The organism is Micromonospora sp. KC721 (assembly GCF_004348355.1).
Classification (GTDB): Bacteria; Actinomycetota; Actinomycetes; order Mycobacteriales; family Micromonosporaceae; genus Micromonospora.
This window is the reverse complement of record NZ_SMJY01000030.1, coordinates 17,424-40,576: the sequence shown is the minus strand read 5'-3', so window position 1 is coordinate 40,576 and position 23,153 is coordinate 17,424. Positions and strand designations below refer to the sequence as shown.

The window sequence follows — 23,153 nt, the reverse complement described above, 5'->3', positions numbered from 1 at the left end:
ATCCGGTACGACCCCGAGCTGGGCGGCGGCGCCCTGCTGGATGTCGGGGGCTATCCGTTACGAGCGGCCCAGCTCTTCCTCGGCGCCGACCTCACGCCGGTCGGGGCCCACCTGCGGATAGATCATGATCGAGGGGTCGACGTGGGTGGGGCGGCACTGCTCACCGCGCCGAACGAGGTGAGCGTGCAGGTGACCTTCGGCATGGACCACATGTACGCCTCGGCGTACGAGCTACACGGCAGTCGCGGACGGATCTCCGTGACACATGTCTTCACACCCCCCGCCGACCATCGGCCGGTCATCCGCCTCGATCGGCGAGAAGGGTCCAAGGACCACCTCCTGCCCCCCGACGACCAGTACCGCGCCGCGGTGGCGGCATTCGCCCGAGCGGTGGCCGATGGTCTCCGCAGCCCTGACACGGCAATCACCAGCCAGGCGGACCTGGTCGACGCGATCCGCGCGGCCGCACGCATGCGGTGACGGCGGCAGCCGCAGGCGGTCTGTCACGCGGCGGCACAGCTTACGAGAAAGGCGACGCACATGACATCCGACCCCAGACCGAAGGAACACAAGGCGCGGATTCTGGACCTGGTCCGGGAGTACCACGCAGCCGTCGACCATTCGACGTTCGTCCCGGGCGTCACGTCGCTGCTGGCCTCGGGCGCGGTGCTGGACGAGACGGACCGGGTCGCGCTCGTGGAGGCGGCCCTTGACCTGCGCATCGCGGCCGGAGTCAGCTCGCGGACGTTCGAGCGGGAGTTCGCGAAGCTGTTCGGGGTACGCAAGGCGCACCTGACGAACTCCGGATCGTCGGCGAACCTGCTCGCCCTCACCGCGCTGACCTCGCCGCAGCTGGAGGAGTACCGGCTGCGCCCCGGCGACGAGGTGATCACGGTGGCGGCCGGTTTCCCCACCACGGTGAACCCGATCATCCAGAACGGGCTTGTGCCGGTCTTCGTCGACGTGGATCTGAAGACCTACAACACCACGCCGGAACGGGTTGCCGCCGCCGTCGGACCCCGTACCCGGGCCGTCATGATGGCGCACACCCTCGGCAACCCGTTCGCGGTGGCCGAGGTCGCTGAGATCGCCGAGCAGCACAACCTGTTCCTCATCGAGGACAACTGCGACGCGCTCGGCTCCACGTACCGGGGACGCCCCACCGGCTCGTTCGGCGACCTCGCCACGGTGAGCTTCTATCCGGCGCACCACATCACCATGGGCGAGGGCGGTTGCGTCGTGACCGACAATCTGGCGCTGGCCCGGGTGGTGGAGTCGCTGCGGGACTGGGGTCGGGACTGCTGGTGCGAGCCCGGCGAGGACAACCGCTGCTTCAAGCGGTTCGACCAGCAGCTCGGCGACCTGCCGCACGGATACGACCACAAGTACGTGTTCTCGCACGTGGGCTACAACCTGAAGTCGACCGATCTGCAGGCCGCGCTCGGGCTGAGCCAGCTGCGCCGGCTGCCGGACTTCGGCGCGGCACGGCGCCGCAACTGGCGACACCTGCACGAGGCGCTCCTTGACGTTCCCGGCCTGCTGCTGCCGGAGCCGACGCCGGAGAGCGATCCGAGCTGGTTCGGGTTCGTGATCACGGTGCTACCGGACGCCCCCTACACCCGCCGTGGGCTGGTCGATTTCCTGGAGGCCCGGCACATTTCGACCCGGCGCCTGTTCGGCGGCAACCTCCTGCGACACCCCGCTTACCTGGACCGCCCGCACCGCGTGAGCGGTCCGCTGACCAACAGCGACGTCATCACCGAACACACGTTCTGGGTCGGCGTCTACCCCGGCCTGTCCGAGGACATGATCGGCTACATCGCCGACTCGATCCGGGAGTACGCCCTCAAATCGTCGTGACGGTGGCCCCTACCGCGATCGGGGCGGCCCGCACGCGCTCGTCGTGGAGCGGCGTGCGGACCGCCCCGATGGCATGGGGTCAGCCCCTCGCACAACGCGCGGCGCGGCCACCCGCCGAGATGCCGGCGATTCTTACCATCGTTGGTGAGGGGCTGGTCGTTGTTGCTGCACCGGGTGATCCACACGTCAAGGCCGTGAGCACGCCGGTAGGCCCGGGCGACGACGTCCCCGCCGACCTTCGTCGCCGCGTTACAGGGCGCCGGGCGGCAGTGGGGCGTCCTCGGTCCACGAACCTTGAACGATCGAACCGCAGGTTGCCGGCCTAGCTGAGCTTGTCCAGGACGGTCACGCGGTGACCAGGATGCTCATGCCGGAACCTCCGCCTGGGTATCGTCTCCCAGGATGAGCCGGCGGTGCGCCGTACGGCGGTCCGCGCGGACCTCCGCGCGACGGCCGATCAGAGAGTGCCGGAGCTGGTGCACCCCACGGACGGCCGCGCCGTCCAGGGTGATGGAGTCCTGCACCGTGCTGTCGCCGATGAAGCACTCCCGCCCGATCGCCACGTACGGCCCCACGCGACTGTTGTGTACGGTCGCGCCGGCGCCGACGATCACCGGGCCGATCAGGTGCGAATTGGTCACCCGGGCACCTTCCTGCACCACGACGCAGCCGTGGGTCCGGGTGGCGTCATCGACCTGTCCGTCCACCGCCGGTGACAGGCGGTCCAGCAGCACCCGGTTGCACTCGAGCAGGTCCTCCACCTGACCGGTGTCCTTCCAGTAGCCGTCGTAACGGTCGACGGTGACCGGGTGCCCGGTGGCGATCAGGTGTTGGATCGCGTCGGTGATTTCCAGTTCACCCCGGCGGCTCGGCTCGATCATCCGCACCGCCTGGTGGATCGCCGGCGTGAAGAAGTACGCTCCGGTGACCGCCAGATCGCTCCGCGGCTGCGCCGGCTTCTCCACCACCGCCTGCACCGTGCCGTCCGGGCCCACCTCCGCGACGCCGTAGCTGGTGGGATCGGATACCTTGGCGACCACGAGGTGCGCGTCCGGCCGCCGCTGGTGGAACGACGCGGCGGCGGCGCGCAGACCCTCGGCGAACACGTTGTCGCCGAGGTACATCACGAAGTCGTCGTCGCGCAGGAAGTCCGCGGCGAGGAGCACCGCGTGCGCGAGCCCGAGCGGCGCCTGCTGGGGGATGTAGGTCACGCGTAGGCCGAACTCCGAGCCGTCGCGGATCGCCTGCTCGATCTGCGCGGCACGGTCGCCGACGACCAGTCCGACCTCACGGACGCCGAGGTCACGGATGTTTTCCAGGACGTGGCTGAGTACCGGTTTGTTGGCAACCGGTACCAGCTGCTTCGGTGTGGTGTAGGTGAAGGGCCGCAACCGCGTCCCCGCGCCACCGGAGAGAACCAGGGCCTTCATGCCTGAATGCTCGGCGCTGTCGGTAGAGCGACGGTCAAGCGAGAATGGCGTCCTCCTGTGGTGACGTTCAGGCACCGTCGACCCGCAGCAGCCGGTGCCGAACCAGCAGCCGCCCGTTTTCGCGGACCAGGAGGTCCCGACAGTCCACACTCGACACGATGCGCGGCTTGCCGTCGCGCGGGGTGGCCAACACCAGCGCGTAGTAGCGGACCTGCAGCGCGCCATCCGGCCGGGCGCCGACATCAAGCATGCCGACCCAGTGCCGGTACCGCTCCCCGGAGGCGGCCACCCGGTCCGCCCGCGCCCGCGCCGAAACCTGGATCTCTTGCCGGCTGTGCAACGGCTCCATCCGGCTCGGCTCCTCAAACCGCGCGTCCTCGGTGAACGTCTGTGCCCACTGCTCCGCCAGGCCGTCGTCGAGCAGCCCCATGTGTCGGGCGTAGAACTGCTGGACCTCGATGTACTCCTCGGTTGTCGGCGTAGCGAGGCGAACCTCGCTCTGCGGCTGCGCGGTCATTTGCCCACCCTTCTCCTCATCATGTTCCGCTGTCGCGTATGGCAGATTCACTGTGGTCCGGTCAGCTCAGGCCGGGCTTGAGCGCCAGTCGACCGGGTGCTCAGGCATGGCAGGTGGGCAGTCGGCCGTGAAACTCGACCATCTCGGTGAAGCATGCGAGCACGTCCAGTTCCGCACCCGGAGCTGCGCCACGCTCCTCCGCGTACGCCCGGTGCAGGTTGGGCAGGATTCGTTCGGCGTCGATGAAAGCGGCGAACGGACCGAGATCCGCCGCACGCGCCGTCTCCAGCGGGCTCCGGCCCGCCGCCACGCCCGCTCGGGCCAGCCGCTTGATCCAGCGCAGGTACTCCTCCGCCTCGTCGAACAGTTCCGGTCCGCCGACCGGGCCGTGGCCGGGAACGACGACACTCGGGCGCAGGGCGCGCAGACGCTCGATCGCCCGCAGCGACCCTTCGATCGAGCCCATCAGGCAGAACGGCGTCACGCCGCTCATCACGATGTCACCGGCGAAGACGACCGAGCGGTCGGGTATCCAGACGACGGTGTCGGTGACCGTGTGCGCCGGACCGGGATGGATCAGTTGGAGCCGCAGCTCGCCGGCGTACACGTCCATCCGATCCCGGTAGGTGACGGTGGGCGGGCGGAGGGTGACCTCGCCCCATCGCACGTGTGGCCACAGCCCCTGGAGACCCAGCCCTGCGACGAGCATCTCGCGGCGAGCCGCCTCGTGCGCCACCACCGCCGCCGGCGGGCTGAAGACAAAGTTCCCGAAGGTGTGGTCGCCGTGGAAGTGCGTGTTGACGACCACGGTCGGTGCGACGTCGGTCACCTCGGCGATCAGTGCGCGGAACAGCTCGGCTCGCCGCTCGGTCGCCGCGGTGTCGACCACGACGACGTCGTCGCCGTTGACCACGACGCCCGCGTTGTTGAGGCACCAGCCGCCGTCGGGTTGGAGGAACGCGTACACGCCCTCTGCGATCTCGTCCAGGTACGGTGCCGTGTCCCGGTCGTCGGGGAAGGCCATGAGCTGGGAGGTCATGACGACAGCGTGGCCGGCACCGCTAAACGCCCGGTCGATCGCCAGTCGACCGTGGGCCGCTGGCGGGCCGGGACGGCGGGCCTACCGGCGGAAGCCCGCCGTCCCGGCTTGGCTACCGACGCGCGTACTCGGCCGCGTGTTGCAAAGTGGCGAGGCTGTTGGTGCTCAGCGCGTTGCGGACATACCGCTTGGCGTCGTCGACACCGGCGTCGGGACCGAGGATCCGGGGTACGTTGTCCGGGTTGATCGCCACGGTGTGCCGGGAGGTGACCCGCACCCCGGAGTCAGTCTCCTCGAGCAACCAGTGGCCGGTGTGCAGGGTCATCAACGCAGGCAGCAAGGTCTGCTTGTAGACGATCCGCTGATACGGCTGGCAGACGCGTACGGAGCTGGTGGAGTGCACCGAGCCGTCCTTGGTCGTGGTGTCCATCTCGAGGATCTGCAGCCCTTCGACGTCCTCCCGCAGGTTGACGCGGGCGACGTGCGGCAGCCGTTCGGCCCAGTGCTGCGCCTCGTTGAGGAAGTCGTAGACGTCCTTGGCCGACCCAGAGATGTGGACGGTGTCGTCAAAGCTGATCCGCAGCTCATCTGCCTCACCGGCCTCCGCGACCGCCTTCAGGGCGGCCAGCTCGGCGGTGCTGTTGCGATCCACTGCCCGGTCAATCCAGTCGAGGCTCTGCGGGTCACCGTCCACCGCGGAGTAGTCGTGGAGGAGCAACACGCGGCATTCCCGGTCGCTGTGCGGCTCGATGACCCAGGCGCCACCCATGCTCGCCACCGGCGCCTGGGACACCTCCTGACGGAAGTCGATGCGCATGCCGTCCGGGTCGAGCCGGCGCCGCGACGTCCAGGTCTTCGCGGTGTCGTTCGCGGTGGCCCAGATTCGGATGCGCTCCTCCAGACCATCCTGCTCCAGCTGCTCCGCGTGCACCGTGGGAGGAAAGATCAACGGCCACCTCGCGACGTCCGCCAGTAGCCGGTAGACCTCCTCGCCGGGAGCAAGGACGATCGTCTCGTGCGTAGCCTCGCGGACCGCTCTCTGCGTCATGACTGCCCTCGCTTCTCTCGTCTCAGTAGTTGCCCAGGCCGCCGCAGACGTTGATGGCCTGCGCGGTCACCGGCGCGGCGGCGTCGGAGAGCAGGTACTCGACCATGCCGGCGACCTCCTCGGGCGTGGCGTAGCGTCCCAACGGAATCTTGGCCTGGAAGCGCTCCAGCACGTCCTCCTCGGAGATGTTCCAGACGCTGGCGTATCCCTGCCGAACCCGCTTCGCCATCGGCGTCTCGACGTACCCCGGGCACACCGCGTTGACGGTGATGCCGGTCTTGGCCAGTTCGAGCCCGAGCGCCTTGGTGAAGCCCACCACGCCGTGCTTGGAGGCCGAGTACGGTGCGCCCAGGACCACGCCCTGCTTGCCTCCGGTGGAGGCGATGTTGACGATGCGGCCTCGGCTCCTCTGCCGCATGCCGCCCGTGGTGAGCACCTCGCGGGTCATCAGGAAGACGCCGTTCAGGTTCGTGTTGATGACGTCGAACCACAGCTCGTCGTTGATCTCGGCAGTGACCCCGCCCCCACTGCGCCCGGCATTGTTGACCAGGACGTCGATCGGCCCGTACCGGTCCACCGCGGCCTGCACGAAGCGCCGCACGGAAGCGGCATCGCGCACGTCGCACGGGGCGCCGTCCACCTCCGTGCCCTCCGCACGTAGCTGCTTGACGGTCAGCGCCACGTTGTCCGCGTCACGTGCGCAGATGAAGACGCGGTACCCCCGCTTGCCGAGCGCCGTGGCCACCGCCAGTCCGATGCCGCTGGTCGCCCCGGTGACCAGCGCCACCTGGCTCTGATGCTCGCTCATGGATCTCCCTCGGTCGTTGTGCTGACAAATCGAACGGGCGCTAGGCCTGACGGTCGGACAGGATCTGCTCCACGAGGCTGGTGCTGTGCCGCGCCGCGCGGAACAGCGGGTGCCGTACGACCGTGCGGAGGAACTCGGTGGTGGTGCAGACACCACGTCCGCTGACCCGGAACTCGCCCAACGCCCGGTCCATCCGGTCCAGCGCCTGCTCCCGGGTCGCTCCCCAGACCACAACCTTGGCCAGCAGCGGGTCGTACGCGGCCGGCACCCGGTAGCCGGGAAACCCGTGGGTGTCGACGCGGACGAAGGGGCCGCCCGGCGGCAGGAACTCCTCCAGCAGCCCCGGGGTGGGTACGAACTGGCGCTCCGGGTCCTCCACGTTGACCCGACACTCGATCGCGGTGCCGTGCGGTACCACGTCCTCCTGGCGCAGCTCCAACGGCTGCCCGGCGGCCACCCGGAACTGCTCCCGTACCAGGTCGATGCCGGTCACCATCTCGGTGACCGGGTGTTCCACCTGGATTCGGCAGTTGACCTCCATGAAATAGAACTCGTCGCCGTCGACCAGGAATTCGAACGTGCCCGCGCCGACGTATCCGGCAGCGGCCGCCCCGCGCACCGCCGCCTCCCCCATGCGCCGCAGGACCTGGGCGGACAGCCGCGGCGCGGGTGTCTCCTCGACCAGTTTCTGGTGACGGCGCTGCACCGTGCAGTCTCGGGTGCCGAGGTGGACGACGGAACCGTACTGGTCGGCGAGCACCTGCACCTCGACATGCCGGGCGTGCTCGAGGTAACGCTCCACGTAGACCCGCGAGTCGCCGAAGATCGCCTGCGCCGTCGCCCGGGTTTCCTGGTATGCCCGCGCGAAGGCCGAAGAGTCGCGTACCACACGCATGCCGCGACCCCCACCGCCCGCCGCCGCCTTGATGATCACGGGATAGCCGATCTTGTCGGCGAACCGCTGTGCCTCTGCTTCGGACGGGAGTGCCTCCAGGCTGCCCGGCAGCATCGGCAGGTCCGCGCCGGCCATCATCGTCCGCGCTGCGGTCTTGTCACCGAGCGCGGCGATCACCGCGGCCGGCGCTCCGACGAACGTCAAGCCGTTGGCCTGGCACACCTCGGCAAAGTCCGGGTCCTCGGAGAGGAAGCCGTACCCGGGATGGACCGCGTCGGCACCGGACTGCAGGGCTGCCTCGACAATCGCCGGGATGTGCAGGTAGCTGCGCTTCGCCGGAGCCGGACCGATCTGTATCGCCTCGTCGGCGTAGCGCACCACGGCGGATTCGCGGTCGACCGTCGAGTGCACGGCCACCACCTGTATGCCCAGTTCGCGGCAGGTCCGCGCCACCCGGAGCGCGATCTCACCACGATTGGCGATCAACACCTTCCTGAACAACCCAACTCCCTCCCCGCACGGCTGCGCTTCCGGCGCGCTGGACGCCCCGCGCACGGGCCGCTCACTCGTCGGCTGGTGCGATGGCGATCAGGGGCTCTCCGTACTCCACGGACGCCCCGTTGTCGGTGAGGACCGCGGTGACCTGGCCGGCGACGTCGGCGTTGACGGGGATCATGAGCTTCATCGCCTCGACGATTCCCACCTGCTGGCCGGGCCGGACGGCGTCACCGACCTCCACGAACGGCGGCGCGCCGGGCTGCGGCGCACGGTAGAACACGCCGACGGTCGGCGCCACGACGTGATGTTTCCCGGCCGGCGCGGCATCACCGGCCGGCTGATCGGCCGCGGACGGCGCGCTGGCTGCGGACGCCGCCTCGGCGTTGACCGCGCCGGGCACGGACGGCTGATCCCACTCGATCTCCATGGAGACCTCGCCGGCTCGCAGCCGCAGCGCGTGCGGAGCATGTCCGAGTTCGGCGAGCAGCCGCATCGCGGTATGCCGGACCTGGTCCAGGGCGCGGCCCACCCCGTCGTCCGTCAGAGCCGGTGTGGTGGCTCCGTTGACCAATGTGCGCGTCGGTTCCTCGACGGTGCCGTCGGGCGCCCGGCTCATCGCTGATCCACCTCCTGTCCGTCGGGCCCGGCCACGAGTACCGGGCGATGGCTACGCCCCGTTGATCACGGCGAGAAACGCGCGCGGCGTGGTCGCCGAGATCACCGTGTCGTCGTCGAGCTTCACCCCGTACTCCTGTTCGATCCGGCTGCTGGTCTCGAGCATCGCCAGGGAGTCGTAGCCCAGGTTGCTGAACTCGGTGTCGAGGATGTCGCCGTCGAGGTCGACCTGCTCGTCGGCGCCCGCGCACTCGCGCAGAACCCGGCGGAGATCGTCCAGGGTGACGGTGCGGTCGGTCATCGAATGCTCCCTTCGTCCTAGGTGTCCTGGTGGCTTCGCTGTACCGATCGGTGCCCGGGAGGTCAGTTGCTGGCCCGTACGACCATGGCGGCGTTGTGCCCGCCGTGCCCCCTCGCCAGGACCAGGCAGGTCCGGATCACCGCTTCCCGGGCAGCCCCGACCAGATCGAGTTCGTATCTGGCGTCCGGCGTCACGTGGACGGTGGGCGGGATGATGTCGTCCCGGATGGCCAGCAGGGCCGCGGCGAGATCCAACGGTCCACCGCCGGAGTACAGCCGGCCGGTCATGGTCTTGGGTACGGTCACGGGTACCCCCCTCGGCCCGAACGTCTCCGCGATCGCCTTGGCCTCGATCCGGTCCAACGCACCGACGGCGGCGCCGTCGGCGAAGACCACGTCCACCTCGTCGGGTACGACGCCCGCGTCCGCGAGAGCAAGGTCTATGGCCCGACGCAGACCCGATGGCCACTCAGCGTCCGGCTCTGGGTCGAATGTCGCCCCGTACCCGGCGATCTCGCCGTACGCACTCGAGGCGCCCCGGGCCCGGGCCGCCTCGGCGTCCTCGAGGACCAGGATCGCGCCACCCTCACCGGGTACGTGCCCCGCGGCGCGGGCGTCGAACGGCAGGAACGCCTGCGACGGGTCCTCCGACGTGCTCAGGCGGCCGCTCGCCAACTGGGCCGCCCAGCCCCACGGGCAGATCGATCCGTCCACCCCACCCGAGACGACGAGTTGGGTGCCCTTGCGTACCAGCCGCCGGGCCTGGGCCACCGCGTCCAGACCGCCCGCCTGGTCGGTGACCACCACGCCGCTCGGGCCGCGCATGCCGTGTCGAATGGAGATCTGGCCAGTGTTCACCGCGTAGAACCAGGCGAAGGACTGGTATGCGCTGACGTACTGGCTGCCCCGGCTCCAGAGGTTCTGCAACTCCCGCTGGCCGAACTCGAAGCCACCGGAGGAACTGGCGGTGACGACACCCATGCCGAACTCCGGCAGCGCCGTCGAGTCCACCTTCGCGTCGGCCAGTGCCCAGTCAGCGGCCACGAGCGCGAGCCGCGTCATGTGGTCGGTCTGCGGCAGAAGCCTGCTGGGCAGGTAGACGGCGGGATCGAAGTCCGGCACCTCGCCGGCCAGCTGGGCGGGGTACCCTGTCGCGTCGAACCGGCTGACCGGCGCGATTCCGCTGACCCCGCGGACGGTCGCCGCCCACCACTGGGCGAGCCCCAGCCCGTTGGGCGCCACCACCCCGAGCCCTGTCACGAGCGTGCGTGTCATGCCATCCGCCTCTCCGGTCGCACCAGCACCATGGCGCTCTGGAAGCCGCCGAACCCACTGCCCACGGTCAGCACCACGTCCGTGCGGTGCTCCCGGGCGGTCAACGGCACGTAGTCGAGGTCGCACTCCGGATCGGGATTGTGCAGGTTGGCGGTCGGCGGGACCACGTTGTGCTCCATGGCCAGCACCGAGGCGGCGATCTCGATCGAGCCGATGGCACCGAGCGAGTGGCCCACCATCGACTTGATGGAACTCACCGGGGTCCGGTAGGCGTGCTCGCCCAGGCTGCGCTTGAACGCCGCGGTTTCGTGCCGGTCATTCTGCTTCGTGCCCGAGCCGTGGGCGTTGATGTAGTCGACCTCGAGGCGATCGACCCGCGCCTCGTCCAACGCAACCCGGATCGCCTCGGCCATTTCCCGGCCGTCCGGGCGCAGCCCGGTCATGTGGTACGCGTTACAGCGGGAGGCGAATCCACCGATCTCGGCGAGCAGCCGGGCTCGCCGACGTCTCGCGTGCGACAGCTCCTCCAGCACGAACACCGCGGATCCCTCCCCGAGAACGAACCCGTTGCGGGTGGCGTCGAACGGACGTGACGCGTGTTCCGGGTCGTCGTTGCGCGGCGTGGTGGCCTTGATCGAGTCGAAGCAGGCGACCGTGATGGGTGAGATCGGCGCGTCGGTGGCGCCGGCGATCATGATGTCGGTGGTGCCCTCCCGAATCAGCTCGACGGCGTAGCCGACCGAATCGAGGCCCGATGTGCAGCCGGTCGACACCACCGTGACGGGCCCCTGCACGCCCACCGCGCGGGCCACCTCGGCGGCGACCGAGCTGGGCACGAAGTGGGAGTACAGGTGTGGAACCACGTATCCGGCGTCGACCAGCCACTTGCGCCCGTCGTCGCTCACCACCCGGTACTCCTGCTCGAGGCCCATGGTGCAGCCCACCGCGCTGCCGATCGTCACCCCGCACCGTCGAGGGTCCACGTCGGAGAAGGCCAGGCCGCTCTCGCTGAGCGCCTCCCGGGCAGCCACCATGACAAGTTGGGTGGCCCGGTCCATGCGCCGGACCTCCTGCGGGCGCAGGCCGTGCAGTTCCGGGTCGAAATCGATCTCCGCGGCGACCTGTGAGCGGTACGGCGACGGGTCGAAAAAGGAGATGCGCCTGGTTGCCGTCCGGCCCTCACTCAACAGACTCCAGAACGACTTGACGCCAACGCCTCCTGGTGCAAGTACTCCGATCCCGGTGATCACTACCCGACGACTCACAACATCTCTCCGATCTGCGCGAGCCCGTGGCTGCGGCTCCGCGACATCCGGACGCCGCCCTGGGGAGAGGCTGCCCGAGCGCTCTGGAGCCGCGCCGCGAAGCGCGCTCGAGGCTGGCTTGTGCCGTCGTCCGGTCGCCCGTGACCGCCTGCCGCCACACGCGGCACGCCGGGCCGTCCGGGGGCGCGCCGCAGCGTGCGGGAGCGCCGCCGCAGCCACGAAAAGACGGCCGGGCGCACCGCGCCCGGCCGTCGTGAACGCGCGTCAGCTCGCGCGCAGAAGCTGGTGGTGGATCTGCTGGATCTCCGGCGAGGGGGTCAACCCGAGTTCCTCATCGAGCGTGGCCCGCAGCCGGTGGTACGCCATCAACGCGTCACCCCGGCGGCCGCTGCGGTCGAGCACCCGAATCAACTGCCCATGCAACCACTCGTCGAGCGGGTGCAGCGCCACCAGCGACCGCAACTCCCCGATCAGTTCACGATGTAGGCCCATCTCCATCTCCGCCTGGATCCGCAGTTGGAGCACGGCGAGCTGCTGCTCCTGCAGGTTGGCGATGCTCGCGGAGAGCAGGCCGCCGGTCGGTACGTTCGCCAGCGGGCTGCCCGCCCACAACTCCAGCGCGGCGCGCAGGTGCCGGGCGGCCTCCGCGTACCGGCGCTCCCGCAGGTGGGCGCGGCCACTGTCGGCCAGCCGCAGGAACCGCTGGAGGTCTACCTGCTCCGGACGTACCCGCAGGATGTAGCCCGGCGCCCGGGTGAGCACGAACTCCTCGCCGTCTTCGGCAAAGCCTTCCCGTTCCAGGAAACGACGCAGTTGGTAGATGTACGTCTGGATCGTGGTCAGCGCGCTGCGAGGTGGCCGGTCGCCCCACAGCTCCTCGATGAGCGAGTCGATGTGGACGATCCGGTTTGCCCGCAGGACAAGCATCGCCAGGACCTGGAGAACCTTCGGCGCACTGGGAGTACAGGATCGCCCACGGTGCATAATCTCAAGTGGCCCGAGGACACGAAACTCGAGTGCGTCTCCGGAATCCAAGGCAAACAACCTGCCCATGTCATCGCTACCGCTGGGCCGGAAGTCGCGGTCAGGCACGTCGGCGATCTCGCTGACGAAGTCACGCATTTTCAAATCCCCGCTCAGTCTGAAAAGCGTCCACTTGATTTCAACACTGCCCGGACAGACATCGCAACCACACTTAACATATCCGCACGCGTAGCGACCGCCCAACGGTAACAGTAGGAACGCAGAGCGGCAAACTTATCGATCCGCTTTCACGCTGGGTAGTTCCGGCTGATCATGAGCCGACAGCATGCGGCACTCTCGCCCGATTTGCGCAGGATACGGTTTCATCCGCGTTACAAGAAAAACGCATCGCACTACGGAGCGTGGAACTTCCAGCTACACAACGACCCTGACATCCGTCAGGGGCAACTGGCGCGCGGGGCGGACGCTGCTGAAGATCGAATCAGCCGGGATGGCACTCGACCTCCCCAAAGAGCACCAGGGGCCGGCTGGGCGGAGTAGCGTCGGCTGGCCGGGCGACCGCTAGGCGTCGCCGGCGCACCACGACGGAAGCCGGGAGACGTCCACCGACCCGTCCAGCCGCGGCGGCAGCAGGGAAAGGTGCTCGGGGCGCACGAGGCCGTGCCGGAGAGCGACCGAGACCAGCGCCTCGCGCTTCCAGCGCACTCTATTCGGCGACACGTTGGCGCCGAGATAGTTGTGCAGCTTCTCCCCCGCCAGGTAGTCGATGTGATAGTTGATCGCATTCCGCGACACGCTGCCCCAGCCAACCAGCGGGCGCAGCCTTTCCATGACCTCCGGCACGCTCGGCACCCCGGCGTGCCATCCGCTGAGCAGCCGCGGCTCGCACAACGCCACGAGCACCAGGAAATACTTTCGTCGGATGTCGAGCCCGCCGCAGCGAAAGCGAACCGGGGGCATCATCCGCGTAGGATCGACGCGGGACGCGCCGAACACCAGCACCGTAATCGACTGGGGCCCGCAATTGCCGGGCAGCACCAGACTCGATCGCTCGAACGGAATGGGTGCGCAGTCCCGCCCCGGGTGCACCCTGACGTACTCTCCCCCGTCATCGAGATTTTCCACCAGGTACGAATACTCGGCACTAAAATTGGTAACCGACCAGTGGCCAGCCGCGGCGGTTATCTGTCCGGCGACCGGGACCAACTGGACGTCAGGACCGGCGAGCGCAATCGCCCGGGACTGCCGACGGAACCCGAACTCGACACCATGGCCGGGCCTCAGCCGCACGGTATGGCGCGGACGCGACTCCCGTCGCGGCTGGCTCGACCCGTCGAGCTGAACAACGACGTACGGCGCGGCCAACCCTGCCTCGTAGGTCAGGACGGCCGGCGGAACCGCGCCCGGCCTCACTCGTGAGATTCCCTGCCGCGTCATCCCTCGGTCCCCTCTCGCGAGCCGAATGTTCCAGCACAGACAGATCGACGAGATTGAACGTTAGCCGGTTCGGCCAGCCGGATGACGACCTTGCTCCCCTATCCAGCGCCCCCGACGGGCGCGTCGGCCTCAGCCGGCGGGGAGCCGAACCGCGCCGCGGTGAACCTCTCCAATCGGGCTCTCCGGTCGGCGACCAGTTCATCGCCGCGCAGCGGGCTAAGCTCGGCCAGGCACCCGCACAGGGCAGCCCGCAGCCGCCGCACCGCAGCTAGATGATCGGCCCCGCACCCCCCCTCAGGTTCCGGAATCACCCCGTCGACCACACCGAGCGCCAAGAGATCCCGAGCGGTCAGCCGCAGCGCCGCCGCCGCGAGAGGTGCCGCCGCCGCATCCTTCCACAGGATCGCCGCGCACCCCTCGGGGCTTATCACGGAGTAGATGGCGCGCTCCAGCACCAGAACCCGATTCGCCACGCCGAGCGCCAGCGCGCCACCGCTGCCGCCCTCACCGATGACGACAGCCACCGAGGGCACCCGGAGGGCCGCCATGAGGCGCAGGTTTTCCGCGATGGTGTACGCCTGGCCCTGCTCCTCGGCGGCGGGCCCCGGATCGGCCCCCGGAGTGTCGATCAACGTCACGATCGGTATACCGAGCTTCTCGGCAAGGCGCATCAGCCGAGCCGCCTTACGGTTACCCGCGGGTGTCGGCATGCCGAAGTTGCGGTCCAGCAACTCTGCGGGCGTGTGTCCCTTCTGGTGCCCGATCAGCATGACCGGTCGCCCGGCCAGCCATGCCGGGCCGCCGATCACCGCGCGGCAATCGCCGGTGGCACGGTCGCCGCGCAGTTCCTGGAAGTCGTCGAACACGAGCGTGGCGTACTCGAGGGCGGTCGGCCGGGCCAGGTCCCGTGCCGCTCGGGTCTGTGCCCACGCGTCGGCCGGCGGCAGCCGGTCGGGATCGCGGACGATGCCGTCCGCGAGCGGGGCGCCCTCCGGCCCGGCCCGCCCGGCGCCCAGCCGCAGGAGCCTGGCGAGTTCCTGACGGAGTTGCGGGCGCTGGACAATCTTGTCGACGAAGCCGCGTTCGGCCAGAAACTCGGCGGTCTGGAACTCGGCGGGCAGCTGCCTGCGGATGGTCTGCTCGATGACGCGCCGGCCGGCGAAGCCGAGCCGAGCGCCGGGCTCGGTGACAATCACGTCCGCGAGCGTGGCGAACGACGCCGCGACACCGCCGTATGTGGGGTCGGTGACGACCGAGATGGTCAGCACCCCGGCGGCATCGAGGCGGGCGAGGGCCGCGCTGGTCCGGGCCATCTGCATCAGCGACAGGGCGCCTTCCTGCATCCGAGCCCCGCCCGAGGCGGTGACCAAAACCAGGGGGACGCGGCGGGCCAGCGCCGTCTCCGCGGCGAGCACGATGCGGTCGCCCGCGACGACACCCAGGCTGCCGCCGAGAAAACCGAAGTCCATCACCGCGACGACCGCGGGTTCGCCGGCGACCTGGCCGACCGCGCAGAGGACCGCCTCGTCGAGGTCGGTACGGGCACGCGCCTCGGCGAGCCGCTGCGGATAGGGCCGGGAGTCGACGAACCGCAGCGGGTCCGCCTCCTGGGCCGGCTGGACGAGCAGCTCGTACCCAGGGTCGAGCAACTGCGCCAGGCGGTGCGGCGCGCTGACCGCGTCGTGGCGACCGCACTCCGGGCAGACACTGAGGTTGGCGAGCCAGCGCTTGCCGTAGAGCGGAGTGGTGCAGCCGGGGCACAACACCCACTCGGCAGTCGCGGGCGAGTCCTGGAGCGTCCGTGTCATCGGGCCTCCTCACACCATAGGTCGGCGCCCCGCACCAGCACGGCGGGTCCGAGGCGCGCCACAACTCATCCAGGGCGTCGTCAGGGCTCGATCTCGATCGTCCCCATCATTGCTTCGACCGAATGCGGCAACTGGTGACAGTGATACACGTACCGGCCCGTGTAGCCGGTCCAGGTCACCGCGATGCGCACGGTGGAGCCGGGCGGGACGAACACCGTGTCCTTCAGGCCCGCCTCGCCCGGGGCTGGTGGGACTCCGTCTCGGTCGAGCACCCGGAACTGCGCCACATGGGGGTGGAAGTTGTGGGACACGTGGAAGTTGGGCGGTGGGACGGCGCCCTCCGCGTTCGTGATCCGCCAGATCTCGGTGGTGCCCAGGCGCGTGCGCACATCCACCCGGTTCGGGTCGAAGGTCTGCCCGTTGATCAGATGCACGCCCCTCGTGGCGTCGAAGGAGAGCACGAAGTTCCGCTCCACCGTGGCGGTCGGCGGCGGCGGGATCTCCGACAGCTTCTTCGGAACCACGCTGTGGTCCTCGACCGGAGCGCCGACGTCGAACCGCAGCACGTCCGGGTTCTCGCTGGACAGTGCGTCGGAGTTCTGCAGGAAGACGCTGCTGCCCGGCCCGTAACGGGAGAAGTCCACGACGATCTCGACCCGCTCGCCGGCGGAGATCTTGACTGCCGTGCTGGGCACCGGCGCGGTGAGCAGGCCGCCGTCGGAGGCGATCTGCCAGAACTCCGCGCCGTCGGAGAGTCGCAGCGTCAGGTACCGGTCGATGGACTGGTTGAACAGGCGCAACCGGTACTTGCGTCCGGCCACCGGGAAGTAGGGCCGTTCCTTGCCGTTGACCAGCATCTGCGGTCGCGCCGCGGCGCGCGTGTAGACCAGCGTCCCGTCCGCTTCCACCCGGGCGTCCCGGATCTGGAGCGGCACGTCGTACGGGCCACTGGGCAGTCCCAGCGCCAACTCCTGCAGATCACTGACGAGATACGCCCCGCTCAAGCCGTAGTAGACGTTCTGGGCCTCGAGGTGGTGGGCGTGGTCGTGGTACCACAACGAGGCGGCGCGGTCCACGTTCGGGTACGTGTACGTCCGCCGTCCACCGGGCGGGATCACGTCCATGGGATGCCCGTCCTCGGTGGCCGGAACGTGCGCGCCGTGCAGGTGCACCGCCACCTCGTGGCCCAGTTGGTTGATCTGCGTGACGACGGTGGTACGGCCGCGCACGGCCCGGATCGTCGGACCGGGAAGGTGGCCGTCGTACGTCCGTACCGTGCTCAGCAGCCCGGGCACGAGCTCGAGCTGAGCCTCGCGGATGCGCACTTCGTAATGGTCCGCGGTCCGGGTGCTCCGCACCGGGCGCAGAACCGGTGGGATCGGCATCGCCGAGGTGAACGGCGGGGTGCTGACCACCTCCGAGCCGCCGCGTGCGGCGTTCGCCAGGCGGTCGACCGGCAGGAGCACCGCCATGCCGGCCAGCCCAGCCAGGGTCAGCGTCTCTCTTCTGGTCAGCATGTTGTCTCCTCGCTAGACGAGAGCCTCGCGGGCGGCGCGGTTCTGTCGACGGCGCCGCGGCGGACCATCACCAGGGCCGCCACGCCCGCCGCGAGACCCAGCACGAAGCAGTCGCGAAACGCCGAGAACGCGTGCGCGGCCACGACCGGCGCCAGCGTCGTGGACGCCTCGCCAGTGGTTAGTGTGGCCAGCCAGGTGAGGAACGCCGCGACGGCCGCACCGACCGTCGCCGCCACCACGGCGAAGACGAGCGGCACGCGGAGGCCGGCGTCGCCGCGCGGCACGAATCGGCGAATCTCGGCTGACAGGAGTCCGAACAACGGAATGATCAGGAACGCCGCGACCGTAACCAGCGCCGGAAAGTCCTCGATCCAGCTACCCTGCACCGCCGCATGAGCGATGTGCGCGGTCGCGGTGGCGTCCGCGGGCATGTGTATCGCCCGCGCGAGGGCCAGGGGCAGGGTCACGGTCAGGAAGAGCGCGGGACCGAGCACCGCCCAGCGGTGCGGGGACGCCTCGCCGGCGGTTGGCGAGCCACCCACTTCCTCGATCATCGAACGCTCTCCCCCGCAACTTCGCGCCAGCCTCTCTGCGGGCCCATCCTGTGGCGCACGGATCGACGACAGATGGTGGAGCACCTGAGGCTCGCTCAAGGCGATGCGCACGCCTCCACCATGGCTCGAGCGCGTCCAGAAGGTGACGGACGATCCTGCCCCGGGTACGCCCGCGCCGCCTCGGCGCCGGGCGTACCCGGCGGACGTCGCCCGGACATTCCTGGCAGGAAGGAGAGAGCGGTGCGGTTGAAGGGAAAGGTGGCCCTCGTCACCGGCGGCACCCGTGGCCTCGGGCGCAGCATCGCCGAGGCGTACGCGGCGGAGGGCGCGAGCGTGATGGTGGCGGGCCGCGGAGGAGACGGCCACCCCAGCCCGGTGGACGGCGTCGCGGACCAGGTCGCGTTCCACGCGGCGGACGTGCGGGACGCCGCCTCCGTCGACGCCCTGATGGCGGCTACGGTGGCCCGCTTCGGCGGCCTGGACATCGTCGTGGCGAACGCCGGCGTCAGCATCCCGGGGCCGGTCAGCGCACTGACCCCCGAACAGTGGACTGACGTGGTCACCACCAACCTCACCGGAGTCTTCCACTGCGTACGCAGCGCCGTGCCGTACCTCGAGCATGGCGACGGCGGTCGGGTGATCACCATGTCGTCGGTCCTGGGCAGCCGGGCGGTGGCGGGCGCGGCGGCGTACTGCGCCACGAAGGCGGCGGTGGAGGCGTTCACCCGCAGCGTGGCGCTCGAGCTGGCACCGCGCGGCATCACCGTCAACTGCCTGGCTCCGGGCTTCATCGACGAGGGCATGGGCCGGGTCCTGCGGCAGAACGAAGCCGTCTGGGAGCGATACCGCGGCAAGCTCGCGCTGGGCCGGATGGGCAGCGCCGACGAGGTCGCCCGGGCAGCCGTCTTCCTGGCCGCCGAGGACAGCTCCTACGTCAACGGCCACGTGCTGGAGGTCAACGGCGGACTCGCCTGGTGACAGCTGGCAAGGGACCCGAGGCGAGCGGAACGCTCGGTTCCGCGCTATGGTGGACGCATGTCCTCCTCAGCCAAGAAGGGTCCCGTCCGGCGGGCCGACGCCAGTCGCAACGACGCACGGATCCTCGCCGCGGCGCGCGACGTGTTCACCGAGATGGGCTCCGACGCGCCCGTCTCGGTCATCGCCGAGCGGGCCGGCGTGGGGATGGGCACGCTCTACCGGCGCTACCCCAGCAAAGAAGACCTCATGCGGCAGCTGTCCCTCGCCAACATGGAGGAGACCCGGCGGGGCGCCGAGACGGCCCTCGAGGTGGACGACGCCTGGGCCGCGCTCGTCGGCTTCATCGACGCCTGCGTCGAGGCCGGCGTGGACGGCTCACCCCGGTTGGCCGGACCGTTCGAGCTGACCGACGAGCTCCTGGAGACGAGCAGGCGGGCACGGGACGCGGTCCAGCAACTGGTCGAGCGGGCCCAGGGCGCCGGCGTGCTACGCCCGGACGTGAACGCCCACGACATCGTGCTGCTCCTGCACACCCTGCGCGAGCTGCGAGTTGAGCACCGCAACCGTGATCCGGCGCTGCGGCGACGGTTCCTCGGGATCATGCTCGACGGCCTCCGCGCGGCCAGCGCGACCCCCCTGCCAGCACCGGCTGCGACCTGGTCCGACGTCGAAAAGGCGTGGCAGGCGGTGGCGACGCAGTAAGACGACGTCGTCGCCTGAACGCGGCGGCGTTACCCCGGTAGATCCGACCACACAGGAGATCTTCATGTCCCAAGGGCCACTCCGCATCGCCGTGATCGTCGCCAGCACCCGCGAGGGGCGCTTCGCCGAGACGGTCTCCCGCTGGCTCGTGAACCACGCGGAGCAGTACGACATCGAGCTCGACGTGATCGACCTGGCGCACACTCCGCTGCCACCGGTGCTGCGTGCCACGCCCACCCCGGAGGTGTCCGCTCTCGCCGCCCGGATCGGGGCGGCCGACGGCTTCATCGTCGTCACCTGCGAGTACAACCACGGCTACCCCGCCTCGTTGAAGCTGGCGATCGACTCGGTCTTCGACGAGTGGCACGCCAAGCCGGTGGCGTTCGTGTCGTACGGCGGGATGGCCGGCGGCCTGCGCGCGGTGGAGCAGCTTCGGCAGGTCTTCGCCGAGCTGCACATGGTGACCGTGCGCGAGACGGTCAGCTTCCACATGGCACCGATGCAGTTCGACGAGCAGGGAGCGCCCAAGCAGGCGGAGGCCGTCAACACGGCGGCCAAGGCCCTGCTCGACCAGTTGCTCTGGTGGGCCGGGGTGCTGCGCGAGGCACGTGGGCGAGTCCCGTACCCCGCCTGAACCGTCCCTCGCCACGTCCCGAACGGCGCCGGTGGACCCGTCCACCGGTGCCGTTCGTCGTTACCGATCGCTTCCGGAGCCGCTCGAGCACGGTTCGAGACCCGGCTGCCATGGTGATGTCGCCCGGCGTCGCACCGACACGGGTCGAACACGAGGAGGAGCCGAGCGGTGAGCCATCCCCCGACAGCCGGCGCGCACGTGGCCGATCTGCACGAGCGGATCCGCCAGTTCTACGCCGTTCAGATGCGCCTGCTGGACAGCGGCGCGGCCGAGGAGTGGGCCGCCACCTTCACACCGGACGGCGTCTTCGAACAGAACGTGGACCCTGAGCCGCTACGGGGCCGCCCGGCCATCGCGGTGGCGGCCCGGCGACGGGTGGACAACCTGCGCGCCGACGGCCTGACCCGGCGGCACTGGCTCGGCATGGTGCACGTGGATCCGGTGCCGGACGGCAGCGTCCGGGCGCGGTACTACGCCATCGCCTACGCCGTGGCGTCGGCCAGCGGCGACCACCGCAGCAGCCCGGAGATCTACGCGAGCACCGTGGCGGACGACGTGCTGGTGCACGACCACGACGGTTGGCTGGTCGCCCATCGTCGCGTCGTCCACGACGGCCGGTCCTGACCGCCCACGGGCACCGCGTACCCACTTGACGAGACGAGGCGGATGTGAGATGAAGATCGGGTTGACCTTCTTCCCCACTGTGGGCCCGGCGGAGAAGCCGGCGCCGGAGTACTACGACGAGTGTCTGTCCCTCGCGGAACTCGCCGACGAGCTCGGATACCATCACGTCAAGACGGTGGAACACTACTTTTTCACCTACGGCGGCTACAGCCCGGATCCGGTCACGTTCCTGGCGGCCGTCGCGGCGCGCACCACCCGGATCCGGGTCGGCACGAGCGCGGTGATTCCGGCGTTCACCCACCCGGTCAAGCTCGCCGGCAAGCTCGCCATGCTGGACAACCTCTCGCACGGCCGGCTCGACGTCGCGTTCGGCCGGGCGTTCCTCCCGGACGAGTTCGAGGCGTTCGGCGTGCCGCTCGACGAGAGCCGGGAGCGGTTCGACGAGGGCGTCGCGGCGTGCAAGCTGCTCTGGACGGAGGAGAACGTGCGGTGGCGTGGCCGGTTCCACGCGTTCGGCCCGGTGACCCTGCTGCCACGCCCCTTCCAGCGCCCACATCCGCCCGTCTACGTCACCAGCGCGCGCAGCCTCGAGTCCTGCGCGGCGGCCGGTCGGGCGGGGCACCGGCTGCAGCTCGTGCCGGGCATCCTGACGGTGGAGCAGATGCAGGAGTCACTGCGGGTGTACCGACAAGCCTGGTCGGCGGCGGGTCACGATCCCGCCGGGGCCGGCGTCCACCTCGGCTATCCGTGCTACGTGGCGGAGGAGGCCGAAGAGGCGTACCGGATCGGTCGCCACGACGACGCGTGCAACGGTCGGGCGATCGGCGCGGCGGTGCGGTCGTGGGGTCGGGTCAGCAGCGCCGCCTACCCGAACTACGAGAAGCTGGCCGACGCGACCCAGCGCGCCGGGTTCGACCAGAAGCTGGCGGAGAACAAGATTCTCGCGGGCACACCGGACGACGTGGTGAAGCAGCTGGTGACGGTGGCTGAGTGGTTCGGTGACGACGTCGTGATCAGCCTGAACATCCACTCAGGACATCTGGCCAAGGAAGCCGCGGCCCGCACCCTGAGGCTGGTCGCCGAGCACGTGACGCCGTCCCTTCCCGGTGCCTGAGGCGAGCTGGCAGGTCCACGACAGTGGGTCGGGCGCTGATCGCGCCCGACCCACCGTTGTCGATGCGGGGACCGGCCGTGGCGCCGTCAGCCGGCAAGCGCGGCGAGCGCGCCGACGAGTTCCGCGGGGGCGGGTCGGTCGGCCAGTTCGCCTCGCGCCCATTCGGCCCTGCCGCGCAGCTCATCGTCGTGCAGCAGGGCGTCCAGCAGCGCGCCGTCAACAGAGTCGACGTCCGCGGACAGTCCGCAGCGGTGCCGGTCCAGCACGCCGGCGTTGACGAACTCATCCGCGCCGTACGGCAGCGCCAGCTGCGGCAGCCCGACGGCCATCGCGGTCAACGTGCTCCCCGCGCCGCCGTGGTGCACGATCGCGTCACTCGCCGCGAGCAGGCCGGCCAGCGGGACCCACTCGGCGGTCCGGACGTTGGGCGGAAGTTCGCCGAGGTTCGTCAGGCCGGCGCCCAGCGCCACAAAGTCCGCTTCGACATCGCCGGCGGCCCTCAACACCTTCTCCAGGCCACCGACCCCGACGACCTTCGGCAGAACGGTGCCGAGCGTGACCACGACCCGCGGGCGCCGGCGTTCCGCGGTGACCCAGTCGGGCAGCTCCCCGCCACCGCTGTAGGGCACGAAGCGCATGTTCCAGCCGGTGCCCTCGCCGATCATCATGCTCGGCGGGGCGATCTGGACCGCGGCGAGTTCCGGAAGCTCGAGCGGGACGCCGTGGCGCTCGAACGTCGCGGCCAGGTGCGGCAGGTAACGGGCGGCCAGGTCGCCCTCCCGGACGAAACCGACACCGTGCTCGACGGTGGGCACACCGAGCTTCCTGGCCACCAACAAACCGGCTCCCTGTAGCCGGCCGTGCACGACCAGGTCCGGGCGCATGGTGTCCGCCGCCCGCACGACCCCGTCCGCCATCAGGTCGGTGACCTGGGCGAACCGCTGAAAAATGGGGGCGGTGGTCGCGCCTCCGTTACGTGCCACCGCTTCGCCTCTGCGCCGGTGCTCCGCAGCCCGGTCCACGGCGGCTCCGGTCCGCACGCCGAACACCGCGTCGAAGTCGACGGTCGGCGCGACGTCCACGACAGGCAGACCGGCCCGGGCGGCCGCTTGCACCGCCGAGCCCGAGGTGGCGACGAGCACGTCGTGACCCGCGGCACGCAGCGCCCAGGCGAGTGGGACCATGGGGAAGAGGTGGCTCAGCGCAGGCGGAAGAGTGAACAGTACACGCATGGTGATCCTCCAGTTGGGC

Annotated in this window: 22 protein-coding genes and 1 pseudogene; 7 read left to right on the top strand and 16 right to left on the bottom strand. The window is 69.9% G+C overall.

Going from position 1 to position 23,153, the window contains the following annotated elements:
- Nucleotides 1-480 (top strand): annotated as a pseudogene (locus tag E1182_RS30960) (gfo/Idh/MocA family oxidoreductase); the annotation flags it as partial.
- Nucleotides 481-540: 60 nt separating this feature from the next.
- Nucleotides 541-1,860 carry a lipopolysaccharide biosynthesis protein RfbH gene (gene rfbH / locus E1182_RS08215; RefSeq protein WP_132262639.1) on the top strand — a complete coding sequence of 440 codons (1,320 nt, stop codon included), beginning with the start codon at nt 541-543 and terminating at the stop codon, nt 1,858-1,860.
- 365 nt (nt 1,861-2,225) lie between these two features.
- On the opposite strand, the gene E1182_RS08210 is transcribed toward rfbH, so the two are convergent.
- The 15 genes from E1182_RS08210 to E1182_RS08140 all read right to left on the bottom strand — a co-directional run bounded on the left by E1182_RS08210 (nt 2,226) and on the right by E1182_RS08140 (nt 17,850).
- Nucleotides 2,226-3,290 (bottom strand): glucose-1-phosphate thymidylyltransferase, encoded by a 1,065-nt coding sequence (locus E1182_RS08210; RefSeq protein WP_132262637.1) that lies wholly within the window; start codon nt 3,288-3,290, stop codon nt 2,226-2,228.
- 67 nt (nt 3,291-3,357) lie between these two features.
- Complete coding sequence (locus tag E1182_RS08205; protein WP_132262635.1) at nt 3,358-3,807, bottom strand: nuclear transport factor 2 family protein; 450 nt, start codon at nt 3,805-3,807, stop codon at nt 3,358-3,360.
- A gap of 100 nt (nt 3,808-3,907) precedes the next feature.
- Nucleotides 3,908-4,846, bottom strand: a complete 939-nt coding sequence (locus E1182_RS08200) for an MBL fold metallo-hydrolase (protein WP_243706100.1) — start codon at nt 4,844-4,846, stop codon at nt 3,908-3,910.
- 112 nt (nt 4,847-4,958) lie between these two features.
- Nucleotides 4,959-5,894 carry an aromatase/cyclase gene (locus tag E1182_RS08195; RefSeq protein WP_132262633.1) on the bottom strand — a complete coding sequence of 312 codons (936 nt, stop codon included), beginning with the start codon at nt 5,892-5,894 and terminating at the stop codon, nt 4,959-4,961.
- Between the two features lie 22 nt (nt 5,895-5,916).
- A complete protein-coding gene (locus E1182_RS08190) occupies nt 5,917-6,702 on the bottom strand; it encodes a 3-oxoacyl-ACP reductase (protein ID WP_132262631.1) in 786 nt (261 codons plus the stop codon).
- Between the two features lie 40 nt (nt 6,703-6,742).
- Nucleotides 6,743-8,098, bottom strand: coding sequence for an acetyl/propionyl/methylcrotonyl-CoA carboxylase subunit alpha (locus E1182_RS08185; protein ID WP_132262628.1), 1,356 nt, complete (start codon nt 8,096-8,098; stop codon nt 6,743-6,745).
- Nucleotides 8,099-8,159: 61 nt separating this feature from the next.
- On the bottom strand, nt 8,160-8,711 hold the full coding sequence (locus E1182_RS08180; protein ID WP_132262626.1) for a biotin/lipoyl-containing protein: 552 nt from the start codon (nt 8,709-8,711) through the stop codon (nt 8,160-8,162).
- A 51-nt stretch (nt 8,712-8,762) separates the two neighbouring features.
- Complete coding sequence (locus E1182_RS08175) at nt 8,763-9,011, bottom strand: acyl carrier protein (RefSeq protein ID WP_132262624.1); 249 nt, start codon at nt 9,009-9,011, stop codon at nt 8,763-8,765.
- A 62-nt stretch (nt 9,012-9,073) separates the two neighbouring features.
- Nucleotides 9,074-10,285, bottom strand: coding sequence for a ketosynthase chain-length factor (locus E1182_RS08170; RefSeq protein WP_132262621.1), 1,212 nt, complete (start codon nt 10,283-10,285; stop codon nt 9,074-9,076).
- Nucleotides 10,282-11,550 carry a beta-ketoacyl synthase gene (locus E1182_RS08165; RefSeq protein ID WP_132262619.1) on the bottom strand — a complete coding sequence of 423 codons (1,269 nt, stop codon included), beginning with the start codon at nt 11,548-11,550 and terminating at the stop codon, nt 10,282-10,284. The genes E1182_RS08170 and E1182_RS08165 overlap by 4 nt, the downstream gene beginning before the upstream one ends.
- A gap of 264 nt (nt 11,551-11,814) precedes the next feature.
- On the bottom strand, nt 11,815-12,603 hold the full coding sequence (locus E1182_RS08160; RefSeq protein ID WP_207921313.1) for an AfsR/SARP family transcriptional regulator: 789 nt from the start codon (nt 12,601-12,603) through the stop codon (nt 11,815-11,817).
- Nucleotides 12,604-13,095: 492 nt separating this feature from the next.
- Nucleotides 13,096-13,971, bottom strand: coding sequence for a serine/threonine protein kinase (locus tag E1182_RS08155; protein ID WP_132262614.1), 876 nt, complete (start codon nt 13,969-13,971; stop codon nt 13,096-13,098).
- A gap of 98 nt (nt 13,972-14,069) precedes the next feature.
- On the bottom strand, nt 14,070-15,779 hold the full coding sequence (accA, locus tag E1182_RS08150) for an acetyl-CoA carboxylase carboxyltransferase subunit alpha/beta (protein ID WP_132262611.1): 1,710 nt from the start codon (nt 15,777-15,779) through the stop codon (nt 14,070-14,072).
- 80 nt (nt 15,780-15,859) lie between these two features.
- Complete coding sequence (locus tag E1182_RS08145) at nt 15,860-17,296, bottom strand: multicopper oxidase family protein (RefSeq protein WP_132262608.1); 1,437 nt, start codon at nt 17,294-17,296, stop codon at nt 15,860-15,862.
- Nucleotides 17,290-17,850, bottom strand: a complete 561-nt coding sequence (locus tag E1182_RS08140; protein ID WP_132262605.1) for a hypothetical protein — start codon at nt 17,848-17,850, stop codon at nt 17,290-17,292. Before E1182_RS08140 ends, E1182_RS08145 begins: the two co-directional genes overlap by 7 nt.
- A 240-nt stretch (nt 17,851-18,090) precedes the next feature.
- Here E1182_RS08140 and E1182_RS08135 point away from each other — a divergent pair, with 240 nt between their 5' ends.
- The 5 genes from E1182_RS08135 to E1182_RS08115 all read left to right on the top strand — a co-directional run bounded on the left by E1182_RS08135 (nt 18,091) and on the right by E1182_RS08115 (nt 21,902).
- A complete protein-coding gene (locus E1182_RS08135; RefSeq protein ID WP_132262602.1) occupies nt 18,091-18,828 on the top strand; it encodes an SDR family NAD(P)-dependent oxidoreductase in 738 nt (245 codons plus the stop codon).
- Nucleotides 18,829-18,885: 57 nt separating this feature from the next.
- Nucleotides 18,886-19,530 (top strand): TetR/AcrR family transcriptional regulator, encoded by a 645-nt coding sequence (locus E1182_RS08130; RefSeq protein ID WP_132262600.1) that lies wholly within the window; start codon nt 18,886-18,888, stop codon nt 19,528-19,530.
- A gap of 64 nt (nt 19,531-19,594) precedes the next feature.
- Nucleotides 19,595-20,164 (top strand): NADPH-dependent FMN reductase, encoded by a 570-nt coding sequence (locus E1182_RS08125; protein ID WP_132262598.1) that lies wholly within the window; start codon nt 19,595-19,597, stop codon nt 20,162-20,164.
- Nucleotides 20,165-20,332: 168 nt separating this feature from the next.
- Entirely contained in the window at nt 20,333-20,788 is a 456-nt protein-coding gene (locus E1182_RS08120; protein ID WP_243706098.1) for a nuclear transport factor 2 family protein, read from the top strand.
- A gap of 49 nt (nt 20,789-20,837) precedes the next feature.
- Nucleotides 20,838-21,902, top strand: a complete 1,065-nt coding sequence (locus E1182_RS08115) for an LLM class flavin-dependent oxidoreductase (protein WP_132262596.1) — start codon at nt 20,838-20,840, stop codon at nt 21,900-21,902.
- 86 nt (nt 21,903-21,988) lie between these two features.
- Here E1182_RS08115 and E1182_RS08110 read toward each other — a convergent pair whose 3' ends face one another.
- The gene (locus tag E1182_RS08110) at nt 21,989-23,134 is read right to left on the bottom strand and encodes a nucleotide disphospho-sugar-binding domain-containing protein (RefSeq protein ID WP_132262593.1); all 1,146 of its coding nucleotides are present in this window, start codon (nt 23,132-23,134) and stop codon (nt 21,989-21,991) included.
- Nucleotides 23,135-23,153 lie beyond the last annotated feature (19 nt).

Excerpts from the sequence above, each read along its gene's own strand:
- E1182_RS08160 (WP_207921313.1), bottom strand. The coding sequence starts at position 12,603 with ATGGGCAGGTTGTTTGCCTTGGATTCCGGAGACGCACTCGAGTTTCGT.
- E1182_RS08155 (WP_132262614.1), bottom strand. The coding sequence starts at position 13,971 with ATGACGCGGCAGGGAATCTCACGAGTGAGGCCGGGCGCGGTTCCGCCG.
- E1182_RS08175 (WP_132262624.1), bottom strand. The coding sequence starts at position 9,011 with ATGACCGACCGCACCGTCACCCTGGACGATCTCCGCCGGGTTCTGCGC.
- accA (WP_132262611.1), bottom strand. The coding sequence starts at position 15,779 with ATGACACGGACGCTCCAGGACTCGCCCGCGACTGCCGAGTGGGTGTTG.
- E1182_RS08115 (WP_132262596.1), top strand. The coding sequence starts at position 20,838 with ATGAAGATCGGGTTGACCTTCTTCCCCACTGTGGGCCCGGCGGAGAAG.
- E1182_RS08195 (WP_132262633.1), bottom strand. The coding sequence starts at position 5,894 with ATGACGCAGAGAGCGGTCCGCGAGGCTACGCACGAGACGATCGTCCTT.
- E1182_RS08145 (WP_132262608.1), bottom strand. The coding sequence starts at position 17,296 with ATGCTGACCAGAAGAGAGACGCTGACCCTGGCTGGGCTGGCCGGCATG.
- E1182_RS08210 (WP_132262637.1), bottom strand. The coding sequence starts at position 3,290 with ATGAAGGCCCTGGTTCTCTCCGGTGGCGCGGGGACGCGGTTGCGGCCC.
- E1182_RS08180 (WP_132262626.1), bottom strand. The coding sequence starts at position 8,711 with ATGAGCCGGGCGCCCGACGGCACCGTCGAGGAACCGACGCGCACATTG.
- E1182_RS08190 (WP_132262631.1), bottom strand. The coding sequence starts at position 6,702 with ATGAGCGAGCATCAGAGCCAGGTGGCGCTGGTCACCGGGGCGACCAGC.
- rfbH (WP_132262639.1), top strand. The coding sequence starts at position 541 with ATGACATCCGACCCCAGACCGAAGGAACACAAGGCGCGGATTCTGGAC.
- E1182_RS08170 (WP_132262621.1), bottom strand. The coding sequence starts at position 10,285 with ATGACACGCACGCTCGTGACAGGGCTCGGGGTGGTGGCGCCCAACGGG.
- E1182_RS08110 (WP_132262593.1), bottom strand. The coding sequence starts at position 23,134 with ATGCGTGTACTGTTCACTCTTCCGCCTGCGCTGAGCCACCTCTTCCCC.
- E1182_RS08140 (WP_132262605.1), bottom strand. The coding sequence starts at position 17,850 with ATGATCGAGGAAGTGGGTGGCTCGCCAACCGCCGGCGAGGCGTCCCCG.
- E1182_RS08125 (WP_132262598.1), top strand. The coding sequence starts at position 19,595 with ATGTCCCAAGGGCCACTCCGCATCGCCGTGATCGTCGCCAGCACCCGC.
- E1182_RS08200 (WP_243706100.1), bottom strand. The coding sequence starts at position 4,846 with ATGACCTCCCAGCTCATGGCCTTCCCCGACGACCGGGACACGGCACCG.
- E1182_RS08130 (WP_132262600.1), top strand. The coding sequence starts at position 18,886 with ATGTCCTCCTCAGCCAAGAAGGGTCCCGTCCGGCGGGCCGACGCCAGT.
- E1182_RS08205 (WP_132262635.1), bottom strand. The coding sequence starts at position 3,807 with ATGACCGCGCAGCCGCAGAGCGAGGTTCGCCTCGCTACGCCGACAACC.